Origin of the sequence: Rosistilla ulvae, from assembly GCF_007741475.1 — a bacterium.
In the GTDB taxonomy this organism is placed as follows: Bacteria; Planctomycetota; Planctomycetia; order Pirellulales; family Pirellulaceae; genus Rosistilla; species Rosistilla ulvae.
Genome location: NZ_CP036261.1, coordinates 1,749,950 through 1,769,301 on the forward strand (window position 1 = coordinate 1,749,950; position 19,352 = coordinate 1,769,301).

At 58.4% G+C, this 19,352-nt stretch carries 10 protein-coding genes; 2 read left to right on the forward strand and 8 right to left on the reverse strand.

What is annotated here, in order from left to right; all coding sequences use genetic code 11:
• Positions 1-277: 277 nt before the first annotated feature.
• From pheT to EC9_RS06375, 6 genes are all read right to left on the reverse strand, one after another.
• Entirely contained in the window at positions 278-2,299 is a 2,022-nt protein-coding gene (gene pheT, locus EC9_RS06350; RefSeq protein WP_145343336.1) for a phenylalanine--tRNA ligase subunit beta, read from the reverse strand.
• Between the two features lie 44 nt (positions 2,300-2,343).
• On the reverse strand, positions 2,344-3,375 hold the full coding sequence (pheS, locus tag EC9_RS06355; RefSeq protein ID WP_145093648.1) for a phenylalanine--tRNA ligase subunit alpha: 1,032 nt from the start codon (positions 3,373-3,375) through the stop codon (positions 2,344-2,346).
• Between the two features lie 63 nt (positions 3,376-3,438).
• Positions 3,439-3,792: a 50S ribosomal protein L20 gene (gene rplT / locus EC9_RS06360; protein ID WP_145343338.1), complete on the reverse strand. Its 354-nt coding sequence runs from the start codon at positions 3,790-3,792 to the stop codon at positions 3,439-3,441.
• A 124-nt stretch (positions 3,793-3,916) separates the two neighbouring features.
• On the reverse strand, positions 3,917-4,120 hold the full coding sequence (gene rpmI / locus EC9_RS06365; protein WP_145119202.1) for a 50S ribosomal protein L35: 204 nt from the start codon (positions 4,118-4,120) through the stop codon (positions 3,917-3,919).
• 100 nt (positions 4,121-4,220) lie between these two features.
• Positions 4,221-5,942, reverse strand: coding sequence for a hypothetical protein (locus EC9_RS06370; RefSeq protein ID WP_145343339.1), 1,722 nt, complete (start codon positions 5,940-5,942; stop codon positions 4,221-4,223).
• A gap of 38 nt (positions 5,943-5,980) precedes the next feature.
• Positions 5,981-8,194 (reverse strand): multiheme c-type cytochrome, encoded by a 2,214-nt coding sequence (locus tag EC9_RS06375; RefSeq protein WP_246105984.1) that lies wholly within the window; start codon positions 8,192-8,194, stop codon positions 5,981-5,983.
• A 230-nt stretch (positions 8,195-8,424) separates the two neighbouring features.
• Between EC9_RS06375 and EC9_RS06380 the strand changes: the two genes are divergently transcribed.
• The gene (locus tag EC9_RS06380) at positions 8,425-8,940 is read left to right on the forward strand and encodes a hypothetical protein (RefSeq protein ID WP_145343341.1); all 516 of its coding nucleotides are present in this window, start codon (positions 8,425-8,427) and stop codon (positions 8,938-8,940) included.
• Positions 8,941-8,995: 55 nt separating this feature from the next.
• A complete protein-coding gene (locus EC9_RS06385) occupies positions 8,996-9,526 on the forward strand; it encodes an adenine phosphoribosyltransferase (RefSeq protein WP_145343343.1) in 531 nt (176 codons plus the stop codon).
• Between the two features lie 34 nt (positions 9,527-9,560).
• Here EC9_RS06385 and EC9_RS06390 read toward each other — a convergent pair whose 3' ends face one another.
• Together EC9_RS06390 and EC9_RS06395 are read right to left on the reverse strand one after the other, a co-directional pair.
• Positions 9,561-16,046, reverse strand: coding sequence for a hypothetical protein (locus EC9_RS06390; RefSeq protein WP_145343345.1), 6,486 nt, complete (start codon positions 16,044-16,046; stop codon positions 9,561-9,563).
• Positions 16,043-19,309 (reverse strand): hypothetical protein, encoded by a 3,267-nt coding sequence (locus EC9_RS06395; protein WP_145343348.1) that lies wholly within the window; start codon positions 19,307-19,309, stop codon positions 16,043-16,045. Before EC9_RS06395 ends, EC9_RS06390 begins: the two co-directional genes overlap by 4 nt.
• Positions 19,310-19,352 lie beyond the last annotated feature (43 nt).

Here is a 19,352-nt window from a genome sequence, read left to right on the forward strand (position 1 = left end):
TGCCGGGCCTTCAGCCCTAACGTTTTGCGCTGCGGCCCGATTAACCAGGCCGTTGGCCTGGGCTATGCAAATTGCCGAGCCTTCGGCCCTGGGGCACCTTGCCGGGCCTTCAGCGCTAACGTTCTGCGCTGCGGCCCGATTAACCAGGCCGCTGGCCTTGGCTATGCAAATCGCCGAGCCTTCGGCCCTAGGGAATCTTGCCAGGGCCTTCGGCCCTGAAGGCGTAAGTCGACTAGCCTTTGGGCCCAGGGGAATTGATCGGGCCGGAAGATGTGCCCTAGCCTAGTAGGACTGCGCCGTGGTCGGCGTTGCAGCGGTCGACGACGTCGCCTCGAATTGCGTCGGCTTGAGCATTGGTTAGCGTGCTGTCGGGGCTTTGCAGATCGATGCTCATTAGAATCCGCTTCTTCCCTTCGCCATCTTTTGCCGGATCGCGGTAGGTTTCGACATACTTGAGGTCAGCCAGGACAGGCCCGACTGCAGCGCGGACGCTGGCGGCCAGATCGACCCAGCGGATCGCTTCGTCGACGACAAGATTCAGGTCGCGCGAGACCGATGGGAAGGGGCTGACGCTGCGGAACTGAGGGACCAGGTGCGCCGCGGCGAGCATCGCGTCGAGGTTCAGTTCGAAACAGGTCGTTGCTTTTTCAAGCTTCAAGCTCTTCTGGACATCCGGGCACAACTGTCCGACGTAGCCGATCAATTCGCCTGCGATCGTCAGTTCGATCGACCAGGCTTTGTCGAGTCCGTGGACTTCGACTTGGCGAACGTCGGGAACCGCGGCGATTCCCAGTCGTCGCAGCAGCGTCTCGACGATTCCTTTGACTTGATAGAAGTCCTGCCCCGAAACACCAGCGACGCAGTACTGTTCTTCGGGCAAGCCGTCGACTTCCGCTGGCGGAACGTAGATGTGAGCGACTTCGAAAAGTTCCGCATCCGCACCCGAGGCGGCTTGGTTGGCGTGGCGGCTGTCCAGCAAGCTCGGCAGGATGCTGCGGCGGAGCGTCTTGGCTCCTTTCAGTAGCGCCGTTTCTGTCGTCAGCGGCTGGCGATCGGTCCAGGGGCTGACGAGTTCATCGACGTCAGCTGGGACAACGCTAGGCGTCATCGCTTCGCTGATTCCCGATCCGACAAGGACGTCGCGAATCTTGGAGACCGCTTCATCGAACGGACGCTTCTGGCTGGCGGCGACCGGAATCGGACTGTCGTCGGGAATCTTTTCGTATCCGTAGATCCGCGCGATCTCTTCGATCAGATCGATCTCACGCGTCAGGTCGTGTCGCCACGACGGCGGGCAGGTGTGGATCTTGTCGACATCCGCAGTCTGCTCATCGCAGCCTAGGGCGGTGAGGATCTTGCGGATCTCGTCGTCGGGAACTTTGACGCCCAGGACTCGCTCGACTTGCGCTAGCCGCAGGCAGACGTTGGTCGGTGTGGGCAGCTCAGGTTCCGTGTCGACAACTCCCTGCTCCAGAGTTCCGCCAGCGATTTCGAGGATCAATTCGCAGCAACGGCGACTTGCCCAATCGACGCCTTGCGGATCGACGCGACGCTCAAAACGGAACGACGACGGGCTGTGCAGCTTCAACTTGCGAGCGGTCCGGCGGACGCTGAGCGGAGTGAATACGGCGGATTCGATCAACAGATCGGTCGTCGACTCGGTAACTTCGGTCGACGCGCCCCCCATCACTCCGGCGACTGCAACGGCGCGATCGCGATCGGCGATCACACACATCTCCGGATCCAACGTGTACGTTTTGTGATCGATCGCTTCGATCTCTTCCTCGGGCCGCGCCGGACGGACGACGATCTCATCGCCAGCCAACTTTGCGAGGTCAAACGCGTGCAGCGGCTGGCCGCATTCCATCAGGACAAAATTGGTGATGTCGACGACATTGTTGACACTGCCGATGCCGACAGCACGCAGCGCTTCGGCCAGCCAATCGGGGCTGGGGCCAACTTTTACGCCGCGGATCACGCGAGCTGTATAGCGTGGGCAGGCGTCGGAAAAAACGTTGGTGACGCGAATCGAATCGCTCGCCTTGCCGGAGCCTTCGGCCGGTTCGGGCTGCGGCTTGCAGAGCGGCAGTTCGTACAGCACCGAGATCTCGCGGGCCACACCGATGTGTCCCAGACAATCGCCGCGGTTGCTGGTGACTTCCAGATCGATGACGGTTTCGCCATCGACGACTTCGGTCCCCTCGTGATTCAGCCCCGTCATGCTCAAGCGTTCGGAGAGCTCGGGTTCGGTCATCGGAAGGTCGACGTAACGGCGAAGCCAATTCCAAGATACAAGCATCGGTGCAACTCTTCGTGTGTTGGATCAGTCGGTGAAAACGCCGATCAGAACTGGCTGAGGAACCGAATGTCGCCGCTGAAAAGATCGCGGATGTCGGTGACCGCATGGCGTCGCATGCAGAGGCGTTCGACGCCCAGACCAAATGCAAATCCGGTGACCTCTTCGGGGTCATAACCGACTGCGGTGAGAACGGCGGGGTCGACCATGCCGGCGCCGCCAAATTCGATCCAGGAGCCGTTCCACCAGTAATCGACTTCGACGCTCGGTTCGGTGAACGGGAAAAACGACGGCCGGAAGCGGACCTTAACCTCTTCGCCCAGATAGCTGGTGGCGAACATGTTCAGTACGGTCTTCAGGTTGGCCATCGTGACGCCGCGATCGATCAACAGACCTTCCATTTGGTGGAACATCGGATAGTGCGTGGCGTCGGCTTCATCGGGACGGTAGACGCGGCCCAGCGAGATCACGCGGATCGGCGGCTGGCGGTTTTCCATCACGCGAATCTGAACCGTGCTGGTTTGGCTGCGCAGCAACCGGTCACCTTCGGCGTACGTCTTGCCGCTGCCATTGCGTTCCGCAGTGGCCAGGTAGAAGTTATCCAGCGGATCGCGAGCGGGGTGATCTTCGGGAATGTTCAGAGCGACGAAGTTGTGCCAAGGATCCTCGACTTCGGGACCTTCGACGACTTCAAACCCCATCCGCCCCATGATCTCTTTGAGATGTTCGATCGTCTGAGTGACGGGGTGAACGTGTCCCAAGCGAACAGGATTGCCAGGGAGCGTTGGGTCGGGAGCGGGGCCCGATTTCTGGGCCCGCTGAGAAAGCTGTTCGACAGCTTGCTCGAACGATGCTTGGATGTTCCCCTTGGCCGCGTTGAGTCGCATGCCAGCAGCCTTTTTGTCCGGTCCATCGACCGAACTCATCTGCTGCTGGACCGATTTCAACTGGCCGTTTTTGGCACCGAGAAAACGGATTCGAACTTCTTCGAGTCCGTCGTTATCGGTCGCTTCGCGAAACGCCGCGACCGCTTGGGATTCAAGATCGTCTAGCGATCGAATGAAGTCTGCGAGTGCCATAGGTCCAAGAAATTACTTTCGCGGCTGCCCGGAATCGCCCGGGCTGCGGGGAATCTGCGGCGATCAGGCGATCGCGGCTTTGGCCTGTTCAACGATCACGTCGAAGGCCTGAGGATCGTGAATCGCCAGTTCCGACAATTGCTTACGATCGAGTTGGATGTCGGCTTTCTTCAGGCCGTACATGAACTGGCTGTATCGCATCTCGCGTTGTTGACAAGCGGCGCTGATACGGGTGATCCACAAGCGACGGAAGTTGCGTTTCTTGACGCGACGATCGCGAAACGCGTAGGCACCGCTGCGCAGCAAGGTTTCTTTAACGGTACGCAACAGGGTACCGCGGCCGCCAACAAAACCTTTGGCGCGTTTGAAAAGACGTTTTTTAGCTTGGGTGCGTGCTGCACCTTTGGTCGTACGCATCGATCGTTCCTTGCGTGTTTGGCAACCTCGGGCCGCCCCGCTCTATCGGCGAGACTGTTTCTGCCCAGCTGCTTGGTGAATGGGATTCTTTTTGTTTTGCCGCCTGTGCGGCTGGCAGCTGGGATTAGTAGCTGTTGCCGCTGAGGGCTGCGTGGATTGTTTTTTCCATGCAAACGTCCATCGCGCCGGTACCACGCAAGTTTCGCTTACGCTTTTGCGACATGCGAGCTTGCAAGTGGCTGGTGCCGCTCTTGCGGTGCATCGCTTTGCCTGTGGCCGACAGACGAAAACGCTTCTTCGTGCCTTTGTGGGTCTTCATTTTGGGCATTTTCGGGAGCCTTTCAATTATGGATTATGCAACAGTTGCAATCTTCGGTCGGAATGAATCGCGTACTATAACGATAACGAAGCTTCTTCAAAAGCCCCAATCAGAACTTCCATCGATACTCGATGCGTCCGCCGGTCAAATCGCTAGCATTATCTCGCCAAGCCCACATGCCGTCCAGGCGGATCAGCGTCCGGTGGCTGATCGGTATTTGGTACCGCGTTCCAAACGCCAGCTCCTCGCCGGCAGCCTTGCGATCGTCTGGGTTATCCATCACTCCGACGTAGGCCGCTTCGACAACCAATTGGTGATCGAAGGCGGGGCCCAGTAAATTGATGCCGACCGCTCCGCCATAGGTATTGTTTGCCGTGGCGTCGAGGGTTGGGAAGCCGTTGATCCCGTCGGTTTCAAAGTTGATGCCGGTGTTCCTGAGCACGCCGCCAGCCGCTGCAGCGCGAGCGACCGATTGAGGGCGGCCAAAACCAGCGAATGCGTTCAGGTAGGGGACAAAGCGAAGGGCATCTCGCGAGACCCAAGCGTTTTCGATCAGCACCAATGCTCCATCGGCTGTCCGCTGTTCACGCGGTAGGTCCTGTCCGAAATTACCGATCACGCGGACGGTGTTCGCCACTCGCCAGAAATAACGCCTGGCGAAACTGAGGGTCATGTTGTGGTAGCTGCGATCGCTGTTCGTGCGATCATCAACGTATGCGTAGCCCGTTTCGATGTAGCCTTCGTAAGCTTCGATAAACCAAGCGGTACCAAATAAGTGGGCTGCGTTCTTGTCGCCGGGAAAGGCATCGCTGTTGATCTGATCGACGGCGGCGAAGAAAGTCGCGTCGAAGTTCGACCATCGCAGGAATTTGCTGTTCTTTGAAGGAAGTGCAAATGCGGCTCCGGCAACGGCATCATCCATCCAGATGCCGTTTTGATACAGCAGTGGGATCAAGCCGGCGGTGAAGGGAAGATCGAACGGATACCACGTATCGGTCAGGCCGCCGGTGATCGCTCCCAGGTCCCCCTCGAAGAAACCGGTGATAAAGTCGACATTAAACGCTTCTTGCGCTTCGAAGTCGTCGTTGACAAAGTTGACGCCGGTAGCATTGCCGTTGCGGTTGAACGGTTGCATGAAGGCGTGGAAGCGTTCGGTTGAGGTGATCCCCCAGTCGAAGTCGAGCCGGAATTGTGTGGCCATGTTATGGAAGTCGTCGCCAGCGTTTCGGCCTCCACCGTATCCGATGCGGTAATCTCCGTACATGTAGAAGTGTTGTTGAACGAGGTTCGTCTCCCCGAGGAAGGTCTGGCTGCGAGGGATCATGCCGTTGAGGAAAAACGGCAGGCCCCACTCGATCAACGGACGCTGAACCGGAACCGGGCTCTTCCCGTCGTAGGGGCGTCGCGCCTCGGCGGCATCGTAGGTGAAGGCGGCATCGGGCAGAGGCGTCGGCGAAAAATCGCCAGCCCAAGGAACCAACTGAGGTGCGTAGATGGTGTCGGCATCGAGCGTGCTTGATTGGACCGCCGAGGCGAGCCGACCTGGCATCGGTTCGCTGCTGCGAGCGCTCGCCGGTTGTGCAGCTTGCCCCGTACCAGCCAATGCCGCAGGCGTGGCGTCAGCGGTTGGGGCAGCCGACGGAGCGGGGAGCCGCGTGGGAGCTGCGTCGGCCGCCTGGTTTCGGATCACCGGCATCCCCAGCTGCACACCGCTTGTGGCGGTCGCATACTGGGCGCGGGCCGTTGTCGCCAGCAGCGATGCAACGATCAGCAAGCTGGCGAAGATCGTCGCAGCGGGGCGGCTGACGATAAGGATCGCTGAGGCATGCATGGCTGCTCGGTTCGATGGGGGTAGTAATTTGGACATGGTTAGCGAACGAAGATTTCCGTCGTTTGCGGAGCGATGTCCATGATTTGTTCATTCATCCGACGGATCATTTCGGGCGTCGATTTGCACAGCCGCATGAAGTAAGGCGGTTCCAGGCGAGCGCGGAAGCGAGCCGAGATCCGGTAGGTTCCCGGTTGACGGAACGCGTCGGCAGGGATCCGATAACTTGCGGTTTTGACACCGTCGGGTGGAATCGAGTGGGCTTCCATGCGAATGAACGGCGGATGGTTGAGGACCGAAAACGGAACGTTCCCCGGACGCAGGAAAGGGATTTGATCGACGTCAACGTTGACCGGCAGCGGAAACTCGCGGTCGGGGCCTTTGACGTTGGTGATCAAGAACTTTGTCTGCAAGTTAAACAATTGATAGTCCGGGCGTATCTTGCCGTTAACAACATCCTCGCTCATCAGTTCCGCGAGATCGCCATTGCTGTCCAGGTAACCCGTTTCCCAGACGATCCTTCCAAAGGGATCGATCAACGTGACGTTCAACCACTGTTGCGGCTGGGCTCCCAACGACGCGGTCGGTAGGTTGTGACCATCGCTGCCGTTGTGGACATGGATCTTGAAATTCAACGGTTTGTTGACTCGTGGCTTCGTCTTTAAGTGAGGCCCGTCCAGCCTGACCGCAGCGGAGAGCGTCGCGATGCCGGAATCTCGTTTTTGCACGGCTCGTTTCAAGTTGGAATCGATGATCTTCCGCGCGTCGCGGCGGTCGTCGGCATCGTCCCAAGGGGGCGGGAAGTGCATCCCTTGAGCACCGCGGATGCTGCGTTCAAAGTCCTCGGTTCCCCAACCGGCTCGCCAATCGAACGACAGCCATTCCCGCGGCGACCAGCGGTCGGCTTTGGGATTGTGGGGGAAGACACCGGGGTGAGCTATCGAATAATTGGGGCCCCAGAAATTGTGATTGGAGAATTTCCGCGGGGGACCAAACGGCTTGCCCGCCAGTTCGGCAATCGGTTCGCAAGCGTATCCGTAGGCTTTGCCAGGGGTGTGTCCCATATGGCAATCCTGACAGGAGACACCCTTTTTCCAGGCCGGTGAGTTGCGGTATTGGTTCCAGACGACTTCCAATGCGATCCCCGGATGGACCGCCACCTGGTGGCATGGCATGCAGAATTCGCTGCGCGTCAGCGGTTCGAAGAAGCGTCCCTCCAGGTGCATCGATTGGCCGGGCCCCTTATCGTCGGGGCTCAGTTTCAGCTTGTGTTTGTCTTTTTCCGCGATCGCTTGATTGACGCCCGCACCACCAACGTTTCCATAAACTGGGGCATGGATGTCGCCCGGTTCGATCCGGCGAGCCCCGTTGGCTTTGTTGTACATCTCGTTGACGCGGTGGCAGGCGATACAGGTGATCCCCTCGCGAATCACGACCGGAGCATCGAGAATCGTGGTCGAGCGTTCGATACTTTTCATCTGCGTCGCAACGGGCATGTGGCAGCGGACGCAAAAGTAACCGACGGTGCCCTGCGACAACTCGCTGATCGTCTGCTCGAAGACCTGGAACATCGGCGAGATTCCAGCGTAGGCATGGCTGCTAGCTCGCCAGTCCTCGTAATGCTTGGGATGGCATTTGGCACAGGTTGCCGCCGAGGGGTAGCAGTCTTCGGCCCACAACGCTTCGTGAGGATCGGGAGTCTTTTTAGCCTTCGGAGCATCGGCTCCCTTCTCGCCGCTACCGCCACGTGAGCGGCGGTTACGTGGGCCCAAACCGCCGAGCGGGTCGTCGTCTCCGCCCAGCGAGAGCGGATCATCGGCTAACGCTAGCGGATCGTCCTTTTCCAGCTGAGCCATGCGATGCGCGGCAGCCAATTGGGCGCGGATCGAATTATCGGGAACGCTTGCCGCGTCGTAACGGTAGCTTCCGTGGATCATATGTCCGCGGTTGCCTGCGGAATTGATGGCGGCAGTATAAGGATCGACTGGCGCGGCAGGGGCAGCGTTGTTTGCTTGCGGGGCGACTTGAGGCAGCAACAGTTGAGTGGACGAAGGACGACCATCCCAGGTCGCGGTGCAACCCGGTGGCAATTGGCTGAGAACTTCGCCAGGAATGTCCGGCACCTGATCCTCGCTGGTCAATCCGATTCCGGGCCGCGTCGCCACGTTGCCGGCATAAGGCATTGGCGACTGCCCGTGGGCGGAATGGACTACCGACGCGAGGGCCATCAAGACCGCTATAACTCGTCGATTCATCGCAATCATGCCAGGCGTTCCTTTGTTTAGATATGTATCCCTCAGTAGGATCGACTATTCCTATCATCAAATCGAAAGTCCTGGGAACAATCCGAGTGTTTTGCCGAACCGTTAAAGTTTGACAGCGAATCCCCGCCGGCATCGCTAGCAATGATTTTGTCAGCCTCATTCACGGTAAACGTGGGCTAGTGTTGTAATGCTGCCCAGTGGAAACCTACCGAGCGAAATGCATGAGTGCTGTCAGATCCCAAGACGCTTTCTTCCGATGTCCGGTGACAGGGAAATGCGCCGTCGGATCGTTGAAGGTGGGGCGTAAACGGATCCCGGTGACGGTCATCGCGACCTCGATCGACGGCTTCACGCTCTGTGTCGGCAAGAGATATGCCAAGCGGATCCGAGAGAATTGCAGTTGGACTTTGGTCCTTCTAAACGAGCGGTCCCGTGTGACGCCCCAGTGGATGTTCAACGACGCGGATGGCGATACGAAGCTGAGCGTTCGGCGGTTGCAAGACCTCACGCCCCAGGAAGGTGTTCGGCGGAGCTGGTTTGTGTGGAACCATCGGTCGCAAGATTCGGGAGCGAGCACATCGGGGATCGCTCTGGGGGGCATGTTGCTGTTGATCACTGCCATCGTCTGTCTTCCCGGGATCGGCGACGATCTCGGTTCGGCTCCTTGGATCCGATCCTTCTTACGAGAGGCATTGCGTCACTTGGGGATGTCCGTTCGGCAGTTCCTGAACTCCTAGCGACCTGGTAAATTGTGCGTCCTCGATTTGCGACCACCTTCCAGGATTACCAAGCATGACCGATGGCTCGATCAATCTCCGCGATTACATTCGCGACGTCCCCGATTTCCCGAAGCCGGGGATTCTGTTTCGCGACATCACACCGCTGTTGAAGAGTCCCGTCGCGATGTCGGCTGTGATCGATCGATTGGCCGCTCCGTTTATTGGTCAACAAATCGACGTCGTCGCCGCCGCTGAAGCCCGCGGCTTCATCTTTGCCGCCCCCTTGGCCATCCGGCTGAATGCTGCCTTTGTCCCAATTCGCAAGCCGGGCAAGCTGCCGTTTGAATCGCATTCGTTGACCTACGATCTCGAATACGGCAGCGACACGGTGCAGATGCATGTCGATGGGGTTGCACCGGCGCAGCGCGTGTTGGTGTTAGACGATCTGTTGGCCACCGGGGGAACCGTCGACGCCTGCTGCCAGTTGTTGGAGAAGTGCGACGCGGAGATCGTCGGTTGCGCGTTTGTGATCAATCTGAAAGGGCTTGGCGGCGAACAACGTTTAAGCAAATACAAATTGCATTCGCTGCTGACGTATGAATGATCCAGCGTTCGGCCGTTGTGTGGCGCCCGATGGGTCAAGCATTTGCGGTGCGGTCGCGGCGGAACATCAGCAGCATCGCCAAGATCGCAAGTCCCGCTAAAACGGCCAATAATACGTTCGCCAACGGCCGTGGGCACAGCGCGAACACGCCCAATCCCAAGAGGGCCAGCCAAACAAGGTTGCCCAGTGAGGGATCGCTGATTCGCAACAGTCGAGCAATCAGGGCGAGCAACAAAAACAGTCCGGCCAGGATCGCCGCACCTTGCGCCAGCGGCGCGAATTGGTGGAAGTTTTCGGCGGCTTGATATTCGAAGGCGATTTGTTGGGGATGTTCGTTTTTCCCATCGGCCCGATACACATGCACGAAACGGTCTGCGGTAAAGGTGACTTTCGCCGTTGGTTCCAGAGCCTGCCGGACCAGTGTTTCCACACCGGCTTGTTCGACCAATTGATCCATCCGCGTTCTTAATTCCTCAATCTCTGGATCTCCGGCCGCATCGTCCGCCGTCAGGCTCTCGACCGCGTCTTCAAATCGGTTCAGCCATGGAGTTAACCAGTGGACCAATTCGTAGGAAGTCCTTTCTTGCAACGATTCCGTGGCGGTGTCGAGACAGGTGATGATCGATTCGGATTGGGCCCGCAACAGCCTTTCCGCCGGCAGGCCGATCCAGCCAGCGGCTGCGGGCTGCACGTTCGATGAGTTCTGGAAGGGGGCTCGGTTGGCGGTTGCGTGGACCATGAACCATGTCTGCTGAACCGGAACGCCGACGACTTGAGGAACCTGAATGTCGACGTTGTTCGGATCGGCGCGGCGCGGAACTTCTAACAGCAGTTCGATTTGCTGGGGCAGCTGGCTGTACAGCAATTGAATATTTAAGTTACCCTGCGGACTCAGATGCAGGTCGGCATCCATGTCGTTGATTCGGGCTGTGACAACTTTGTAGGACTCGGGGATTTTCAGCGACAACAGGTCGCGGCCAGCGGGGACAAAGTCCCATTTGCAGCGAACGTGAGCGGCGATCGACGTTTCGAAATATTCAAACGTGGCCAGCGAGACAAGCGGTTCGATCGTCAAATCGAGAACTGGGTTCAGGCTAGCCGAAAAGTTAGGGTTCGCTTCGTAGGTCACATGGTCGTCGGGAACTCCCGATGCACGAGCCAACGGGGGCCGCAGCGCGATCTCGTTGGCTGACGTCACCTTCCAAGCGATCGCTTCGTTGGTCAACCGCCGGGGGACGGCAAAGAAATTGCGATGCTTGCCCGTTTCCAGGATGCGAACCGTCGGTACCGCGACGCTTTCGCTGGCGGTCGATCGGGGGCCACCGCGGATCGTGATTTGATATCGATTGGCGGCTTGCCGAGCTGGCAGGACCAGGATGATTTTGGAATCGCGATTAACCGACGGTATCGCAATCCAGGGCAAGTCGTCGTCGATCGAAATCTCGCTGAACCAACTGGCGGGAACCTCAAACGAGAAATAATCGATGTGGCCTTGCTGGACATGGATATCAAAGTAGGCCTTGGCCGACCAAGCGCGTTCCTTCCAGCTGACAACCGTGACCGATTCGGATTCGATCCGAGGCGTAATTTTTTGCAGTTTGAATTCGCCCGGCAGTTGAGGTTCGGAGAGCCATTGGACATCGAGGTTCCAACGCGTTAAAGGGAACATCTGGGCGTGCAATTGTTCCACGCCGGTGACATCGAATCGCAGGTCTTCAAACGCCTCCTGTTTCAACCACTCCACCGCGACACCCGAAACGCGACTCCATTGGAATTCGCTGCTGGTCAGCGTGAACTGACTTGGGAAGATCCTGGGGACAGTCAACGGCACATCCAGTTTGACGGGAACCGAAGCCTTGATGTACAGCTCCACAGAGGGTTCGGGGCTCGACCGCCAACCGATCACGATCTCGTCGTGGTCATCGAATGGCAGTCGTTTGTGCGGAACCGATTCGCCTTGCAGAATCGAACTCTCGACTTGCAAGTTCTTTGGAATCCGCAGCCGAATGCTTTCTCCCGCCGTCGTGTAATCCTGAACCGAGACCTTGTAATTGATTTCCAGCCGATCGGATTCGAGATTGATTTGGTGGAGATCATCGGCAACGGCTTGGCGCGGTTCGTTCCGACGCAACCGAAACGGAATCGGGCCTTTGTATTCGCTGCCAAAGACTTTGGTTAGCGGGCCGGTCCGGGGAGTCCAGTGCGATAGAAACGCATTGGCATCGACGACGGTGGCCAACGAATCAAAGGGATCTTCGATCGTCCAATCGTCGGGGGCGGAGATCGCTACCAACACCTCGGGCGCGCTCTCGTCGGTCGCCGCCGATCGAATGTCGACCAATCGAATCGTCTCCGAACTCTCGTCGCCGCGTGGGCGGGACCAGAGCAATCGGAGGCTGTCGGCCGCGGCGTTCGAAGAAACAAACGTCAACTCAGATCGTTCGCCTTCCAAGATCCGAGTCTCTTCCAATCGCCAGCTGGACGACGTGACAATTGGGATCACCGTTGTGTCAAAATTCAATTCGACGCGATCGACCTTCAGCCCCTCGCCCGGTTGGACAAAATCCAACTGCACTTCGCGGGAAACCTGGTGGGGTGTCAGGTGTAGATACCAGCATCGCCGTGTGTTGACCAACGGAACCGAAGGGGCGGCGTTTTGTTTTCGCCAAGCAACCCGTAACGTTTCCACCGGTCCCAGGTCGGCCGAGAGCGATTGGGTGACCGAGTTGGTGGCAACACTTCCTTGGCTCGATACCGCTTCGACATTCCGCACCGTGTCGTCATACATCACGGCCAATTGAGAATTTAAGACCGGTGGAATCTCCAGTAACAATTCTCTTCGTCCGGTGGCTTCGTCGATCTGTGTTGGTACCGACAACGAAAATCGAACCGTCGCATTGGGCTGACCGTTCAATTGCAAAATGATCTTGTCGTCGTTGCCTGGGGTGGGGCGACGGATCGCGATCACGTCCCCCGCAACCAACAGGTCGATGCGGCGGATCGCTTCGCGAAACGGTTTCTGTCGGATGGCCAGCACAACTGAGTTGGCCAGATCCGGATTTTCGATCCCGATGGTCGCTTGCACTCGCGCCGCGTCGCGTTCGGCAACAAACGCGTTGGAGCGAATGTCGACGATGTACCGCGCCGACGAGACGTGGGCATTGGACAGCTGAAACGCTTTCGATTCGCGTTGCAACAGCTGTTTGTAAAGCGTCGGTGGAATGTAGACCTTATCGCTTGGCGTGCCATCCTCTTCGGTTGGGATCAACAACGGATGCGTCACCGGAGGCGTTTGTCCACTGGCGGCGACCGCCCAGGAAACGGTTAAGGCAAGACATATCAAGCTTCGTAAAACCAGCGAGTGGCTGCCGAGGTCTCGCCGCGATTCGTCGTCGCTTTGCGGCACCGATCGGGCTGTCAACAGCGACGCCAACAACGCCCCAAGGGCATACGGGATCATTGCCAACAGCAGCAGATCGATCTGCCAATTTCCGAGCACTCCCAGGACGGAAATCAGCAAACAGGCGGCTCCTAGCAATCCAAACATGCGCCATCGGCCAGTCGCCCATCCGAACGCCACCATTAGGATTGCAACGGCGAATTGCAGCCCGGTCACCGTTTCGCTGCGCAGCAACAACATCGTTTTTCCCGATTTCAAGCTGCCGTCGGCTGATTTCAGCGGAACCGAAACCGATGCGACGACATACGCGGGGGGATCGACGGCAGGTACATCGGTAGGAAGCGGCCATTGGTCGACCGTCCATTGGACGCTGTCGGGGCCCAGCAACAGCCGCAGGTCTGACTGCAGGACCGGGTTTTGGCATTGGACTCGTGGCGGTTGCCAAACGCGTCCCCAGACTTGGGCTGCGCGATTGACAGTGAATACCAACAGCAAGGATCTCTGTGTCGCAAGCTTGCAGGAGACCGTCGATTCCGTGATTCGTAGCATTTCGGGGGGGAGTTCGGCTTGTTCTCCGATGGCCCGTTCCAAACGCATCGTGGGTTCGTGTTGCACGACGACCATCCCCGACGAATCGGGACTGATTTCCACAAACACGCGTTCGGCCCCCGAGGCGTCGGCGACCACGGTCGTCTGTTGTTTTTGGATGATTGGCAGCGACACTTTGGTCTTTCGCGCCTGGATCGTCACCTGGCCATCGACGGTTGGGTCGTATCGTAGAACTGGCAGCGGGGCTTCGATTTGCATCCGTTTGGGTTCGGGGATTCGGACGATATTGGGACTCACCGAAACGACTTCGACCGAGCGGTCGGTGCGGATGATGCCGCGTTGATTAAAGGCCAACGGGATGCTTGGTAGGTCGATCTGAAGTTCGGATTCACCAATCTCGCGCGTGCCGACGATCACGGTCCCGTCGTCGATCCGATCATGCGACCGCAGACGCCATGTCTCTGCACCATTGTCTGTCGTTCGCCGCGTCGCCAAGATCGAATTGCGGCCGGCGGAATCTTCGTTGTTGCGGGGGCTGGCGGCGATCGTCCACCGGATCGCCGACTGTTTCGCTTCGGGGAAACGAACGACAAGTTCTTCCAGTTTGCCCGAGACGTTTTCAATTCCGATCGTGAATGTCTCGGTGATCCGGCCCTCGTGATACGCCGCGGCAACATCGACGCGAGCATCAAATCGCGACGCTGGGCGATCGAATTCGATCGAGGGCGTGCGGGTTGAATCGATCGCCAGGTAACATTGGGCGACGCTGGGATCACCGAAGATTTCGGCAATTTTTGCCGGCAGTTGTTTGTTCGAGATTCGATTCTGCTGCAGCCCTTGATTGCTGCGGAATTGGATCCGCGACGACGCGGTTAACATCACGTATTCATTGGCTGGGATCGTTTCCCAGCGGACAAAAAATGTCGGCGGAATACTCACCCGGTCCTGTGGTGGCAGCACGCGCCGCCCTTTGACTCGCACATGAAACACCTTGCCATCGATCTCTTCCGGTTCGGGCCAGATCGTCAGGCGATCGATCTTGCCACCGACGCGATCCGCCTCTCGCCCGCTGGAGACGACCACGACGCTGGTGATCTCCCAACCGTCTTCGATCTCCATCGCGATCGGTCCGATCGTCGGCAATCGCATCGCGGTCTCTTGCTCTCCCTCGGGTTCCAGGACCGCAACCTTGTATTCAACAAAACTGTCCCATGTGCCCTGCAACGAATCGCTGCCGATATTCAAACGGAGCGCGTTGGTGGCGGTGGCTTGTGAATCGTCGCGCTGCACAAACAGTTTCAGCGGCGGATCCCAGGAGGAGCCCAAAAATTGATAACTCTCCTCCACATCGGTCCGCGACGAATTCGTGATGCTCCAGTCGGTGGAAGTGTCGACATCGATCAGTTCGATCGGATAGGCGAGGTCCAATCGTAGCGTCGATCCGCTGCCCGACATCACGACCTGGCAGTTTCGCCAGCCGATTTTGGGGAGCGTGACCCAGCCCGATTTCAGAGGGGCCGAGAGGCCGATGATTTGTAACCGATGATCGATCGACGCCGCCGTGTCGGTCCAGTCGCTGGGATCTAAGACGAGCAGGGTTTGGCCGTTTTCCAACGTCGTTTCGTAGGGGCGAGCCATCGAATCGATCGTCAGCGATGTCGGGACGCTGCCGTTGGGGAGCACCAGGTTCAGCGGGCCGTTTTCCCGCGGCCAGGTGAAATCAAAAGTGAAGTCCCACGCGACGCTGTCCTCGCGGATCTGGTATTTGCCAAACGCCTCCCGCATCACAACTTGGCTAAGTACCGGCGCCGAGGCGGTCTTAACGATCGAAAATTCAACCCGATCCCCTCCTCCAAGTTCCACCAGATAGACCGTTTCGTCGTCTCGCAGCGGAAGACCGTCGAGTGTCGGTGACGCGGGGTCGACCACTTGCACGGCGCCCGCCATGGTTTCGATCTCGAGGCCCTCGGGGAGCGCAAGATACAGCAGGCCGGTCCCCGTCGCGGGTAGACGCATCGCAAATTGCGTTCGGTAGGGATCGACCTGCGTCCCCTGCAAACTCCACGAAAAATCGATCCGCTGATCGCCGCTAACCCTCGCCGTCACTTGGCCGTCCAGCGATGTGCTCAAACGCGCGGTCGTCGATCCGGTTAGCGCTGCGGTCGGTAGGACGGCAAGGTTCAACGGGCTGAGCGTGATTTTGCCAGGGGCATCATCTTGGAATTGAAAGTCGAAAAACGATTCGCCGATCGACTGCAGCGCGTTCTCCGAATAGCGGGCCATCAATTGCAGTTGGGTCAGTTCCGGCACCACATCGGCAACGGTTTCCGAATCGTGCAGATTGTTTAACGCCTGCTTCAATTTGCTGTGCGAGATCGGCTCGTAGTCGGCCGGGATCAGCTTGGTTTCATCTCGTTTGGGAATGAAAACCTGGCGGTATTTCGCTTGCGGTGGTGCGTCGCTGGCCGACGGTTCATCGGCAGCCCCAAGGCTTGCAATGGAGATCACCAGGGCGATGCCGACCAACGTCGCTCGCAGCAAACGGCGCGGGAAACGACCAACGCGGATCATGAGTTCGCCTCGACCGGAGGGCCGACCCGCCGCGGGTCGAGACTCTGCGTCGACCCGACGACCATCGGATTGGGAACGCTGCGCGTCGACCCCTCGCGAGGCCGGGGAGCATCGAACACGCTCGGCTGCGGCCAGCCGGCAATCGCCGACCGGATGGCCAGCAAGATGACTGTCAACAACAGCCCCAACACACTCACCTGACCGAAGATCACCGCCAGATCGGGAAATGTCACCGCCATGCCAACCAGTACGAAACCTAGCACCAGGAACGTCAGTGGCGTTCGCAACCATTGCATGTAGACGAGCGCTGTGGAGAGGATCAACGTGATCCCACCGACGATCAACCAAATCGTGCTGCGCGGCGCGGCGGTCGCTTGCAGACTGGCAAGATCCGCGGGGGTGAACAGGTAGATGTTCGATGGTGGCAAGGTCTCCGATGCGGTGCTGCCAAACTGCCGTTCCAGATCGGTCGTCGAAAGGATCGGTTTGCGGGCCAGAAACAGACCGCGCCATTGCCACTGCATGGCCCGCCCCGCCTCGGGATTGGCATAGACCAAATGTTGACCCGAGGGAAGCACCAACTGCCAGTAGCACTCGCCGTGCGGAGCGTTTAACGTTACGTGCGGCGTGATTTCATCGAAAATCGCTGGCGCCGCGAGGTTGCGGTCCCAGATCCAGACCTCGACCATTGCGTTGGCTTGATCTTGAGGCAGCGGAATTTGAAGTCGATTGCCTTGATGGACAAAGTCGCGTAGCTCGGTCCCATCGACGATCGCCCGAACCTGGATATCTTCGTTCCAGTCGGGGCTTTGGAGTTCTAGATGCGATGCGAAACCTTGCACGCTGGCGACGATCTTCTCGCGCCGCGAGGTGCTGCCGATCATTGATTGGATCCACAACCGATCGATGAACAGCGAAGCTTCATCGCGTTGCCGCTGGCGGACCACTTGAATTGCTGGCGGGATTCCCGGGACAACCAGGATCTCGCCGGGCTGCTTGTCGGAACTCTCCTGTTCATCGCGAGACCACGAATCCGAGACCACTTTAAACGGCATCTCAAACTCGCCACCGGCGGCCAATTCCATCGGCAGGCTCAACGGCAGTTCCAGCATCGCGAAGTCGTCGTCGGGCTGGCTTGGAAAGGGGAACGGTTGGGTCAGTTCCAGTTCGTAACTGCCCGGTGGCAGCGGATCAAACCGCACCTGATACGTTGTGTCGCTGTCCCGTTTCAAGAAGACCGGCTTGCCGTCGATCGTACCGGTGCAGTTTTGCAGATCGTCGCGCGGTGAGGTCAATTGCAACGACGCGAGTTTTCCCTCGGAAAATTCAATCGCTACACGCTGGCTGAAGAAACATTGATCTCCGTTGATCGCAAGTTCCGCAGCGATCGCCGTCCGGACTTGGGTCTTGCGGCGGGCAACGGTGTGCGTCAATCGCGCCTTGCCAAACGTCGATAACAATTGATAGACCCGGGCGTCCGCAGTCGCGACATCGACCAATTGTTCCAGCCCGTGGCTGTTGGCCGGATCAAACGCGATCGTCACGTTTTCCTTTTCTTGAACCCGCACGCTGCCGGGGGTATAGATCACATCGCTGCGCCGTTTGGCGGGGCGATCGATCGATGGAATATCGAACGAAACCTTGCCTTCGTTACCCGAAAGCGCTCGGATCATCTGCAGCTTTAATTGGCGGCGTTGTCCCGAGATCGGGGGCAGATTCTCAATCAACTCATCGACTTCGATCTGCACCGTGTCGGCCGTCGGTTCGACGCCAGCGATGTCCAAATCGATCAGCAATTGATCGTTGATTCGTTGCAATTCCCACTGCTTGAAATCGATCGTCAGGCTCTGCCCGGTCGTTCCCGATCCGGCGACGTTGACGAAGACATTCAGATCGACCGATTCGGGGCCGATCGACGTTTCATAATCGACCTGCATTCGCATCCCGCTGGCCTTCACCGCCAGCCAGATCGGCAGGGTGAAGTTTCCCCGGTCATATCGGAAATCGTAAGCGCGGCCGTCCCCTTCGCTGTTGGATGCCGAGATCAACGGACGGACATAATTGCCTTCGAGCCAACGCAGGCGGTGATCGCGCGTGGTCTGAATTTTGATCGTTCCCGTTTCCCGAACGCTTCCGGCGATCGACATCCCAACCAACGGTAACGGGGATTCGGTGCGGTAATCCGCCCCCGGTACATCGACCTGGATCTGAAACGTCAACCGCGGCGTATCGGAGAGCGCCGGGGTGATTCGATACGTGTCGCTCCCCATCGGGGTGATCGAGACATCCGAAAACGAAATCGGCGAGATCGAAAACTGCGACGGAATCCGCATTTCAAACGGTTGGATGTTGCCCGTTAGATTGCGAACTTTGTAGGTCACTTCGATTTGTGGAGTTTGTTGGGGATCCTGCCAATCGATCTTCCAGTCCCCTTCGACCTCCAACGATTGAGTCTCGGGGACCTTCTCTTCGGATGCTCCCCATGCCATCGCGAAATCGCCCCCAGCCGCCTCCAATTGGATCAAGCTTTTGCCTTGCTCCACCGCTTCCGGAGCGCGGACGATCTCTTCGCTGGTCGATCCCGTCACAACAGCAAACGGACGCTCCTGGTCGACGGTCAGTTTGATGGTCGTTGGAGCAACGGGCAGCCGAAAGTCGATGTTGCGGCGAACATCGGCTTGATTCACTCGCACCGAGAACTTCCCTTGAACCAGAATTCGCTGTTTGCTGGGCGTTCCCAAAATGGTTTGGCTGCCAGTTTTGGCTTCCGTCATGCTCCGGACATTGCTGATTCCATCGACCTCAAACGGGCTCAGCCGATGGAAGTTCTTCATCATCAGCGGGATCACGATCTCGTCTTTTAAGCTGGCATCGAGATCGATCCGCATCAAGACATCCAATTCCGCCCGCCCGCCACGGGCCTCTCCTGTGATCTCGATCGAATCGAACGTAAATGGGGCGCGGCCGGTCGGCGTGCTGCCGACGGCCTGATTGCGACGCTCGAATTCGCGATAGGGAGTGATCGGGATGAAGACCCGCGTGCCATCGTCGAGCATGTAGATCGCCGGGGGGAGCGCATCCTGCGGTGTGATCAGGTCGTCGATCCCGTCGGGGAACTGCACCTGGGGGGGCGTCTGGGCACTGCAGGGGAGGACCACAACCCACGCCAGCGCACACGCGATCCAAGCGCACAGCACCCTGGCAGAATTGAATCGGTTTGCTTGCCAGAAAAGCACTCGAAACCCATCGGGTGATAAGGACACGGTTAACTCAGAGAAGCTCTACCCATTTTAAGCGAATCCCCGC

What these genes read in the sequence shown, in the direction of transcription:
- pheT (WP_145343336.1), bottom strand. Translation starts at nt 2,299, where the DNA reads ATGCTTGTATCTTGGAATTGGCTTCGCCGTTACGTCGACCTTCCGATG.
- EC9_RS06390 (WP_145343345.1), bottom strand. Translation starts at nt 16,046, where the DNA reads ATGATCCGCGTTGGTCGTTTCCCGCGCCGTTTGCTGCGAGCGACGTTG.
- EC9_RS06370 (WP_145343339.1), bottom strand. Translation starts at nt 5,942, where the DNA reads ATGCATGCCTCAGCGATCCTTATCGTCAGCCGCCCCGCTGCGACGATC.
- EC9_RS06385 (WP_145343343.1), top strand. Translation starts at nt 8,996, where the DNA reads ATGACCGATGGCTCGATCAATCTCCGCGATTACATTCGCGACGTCCCC.
- rplT (WP_145343338.1), bottom strand. Translation starts at nt 3,792, where the DNA reads ATGCGTACGACCAAAGGTGCAGCACGCACCCAAGCTAAAAAACGTCTT.
- pheS (WP_145093648.1), bottom strand. Translation starts at nt 3,375, where the DNA reads ATGGCACTCGCAGACTTCATTCGATCGCTAGACGATCTTGAATCCCAA.
- rpmI (WP_145119202.1), bottom strand. Translation starts at nt 4,120, where the DNA reads ATGCCCAAAATGAAGACCCACAAAGGCACGAAGAAGCGTTTTCGTCTG.
- EC9_RS06375 (WP_246105984.1), bottom strand. Translation starts at nt 8,194, where the DNA reads ATGAATCGACGAGTTATAGCGGTCTTGATGGCCCTCGCGTCGGTAGTC.
- EC9_RS06380 (WP_145343341.1), top strand. Translation starts at nt 8,425, where the DNA reads ATGAGTGCTGTCAGATCCCAAGACGCTTTCTTCCGATGTCCGGTGACA.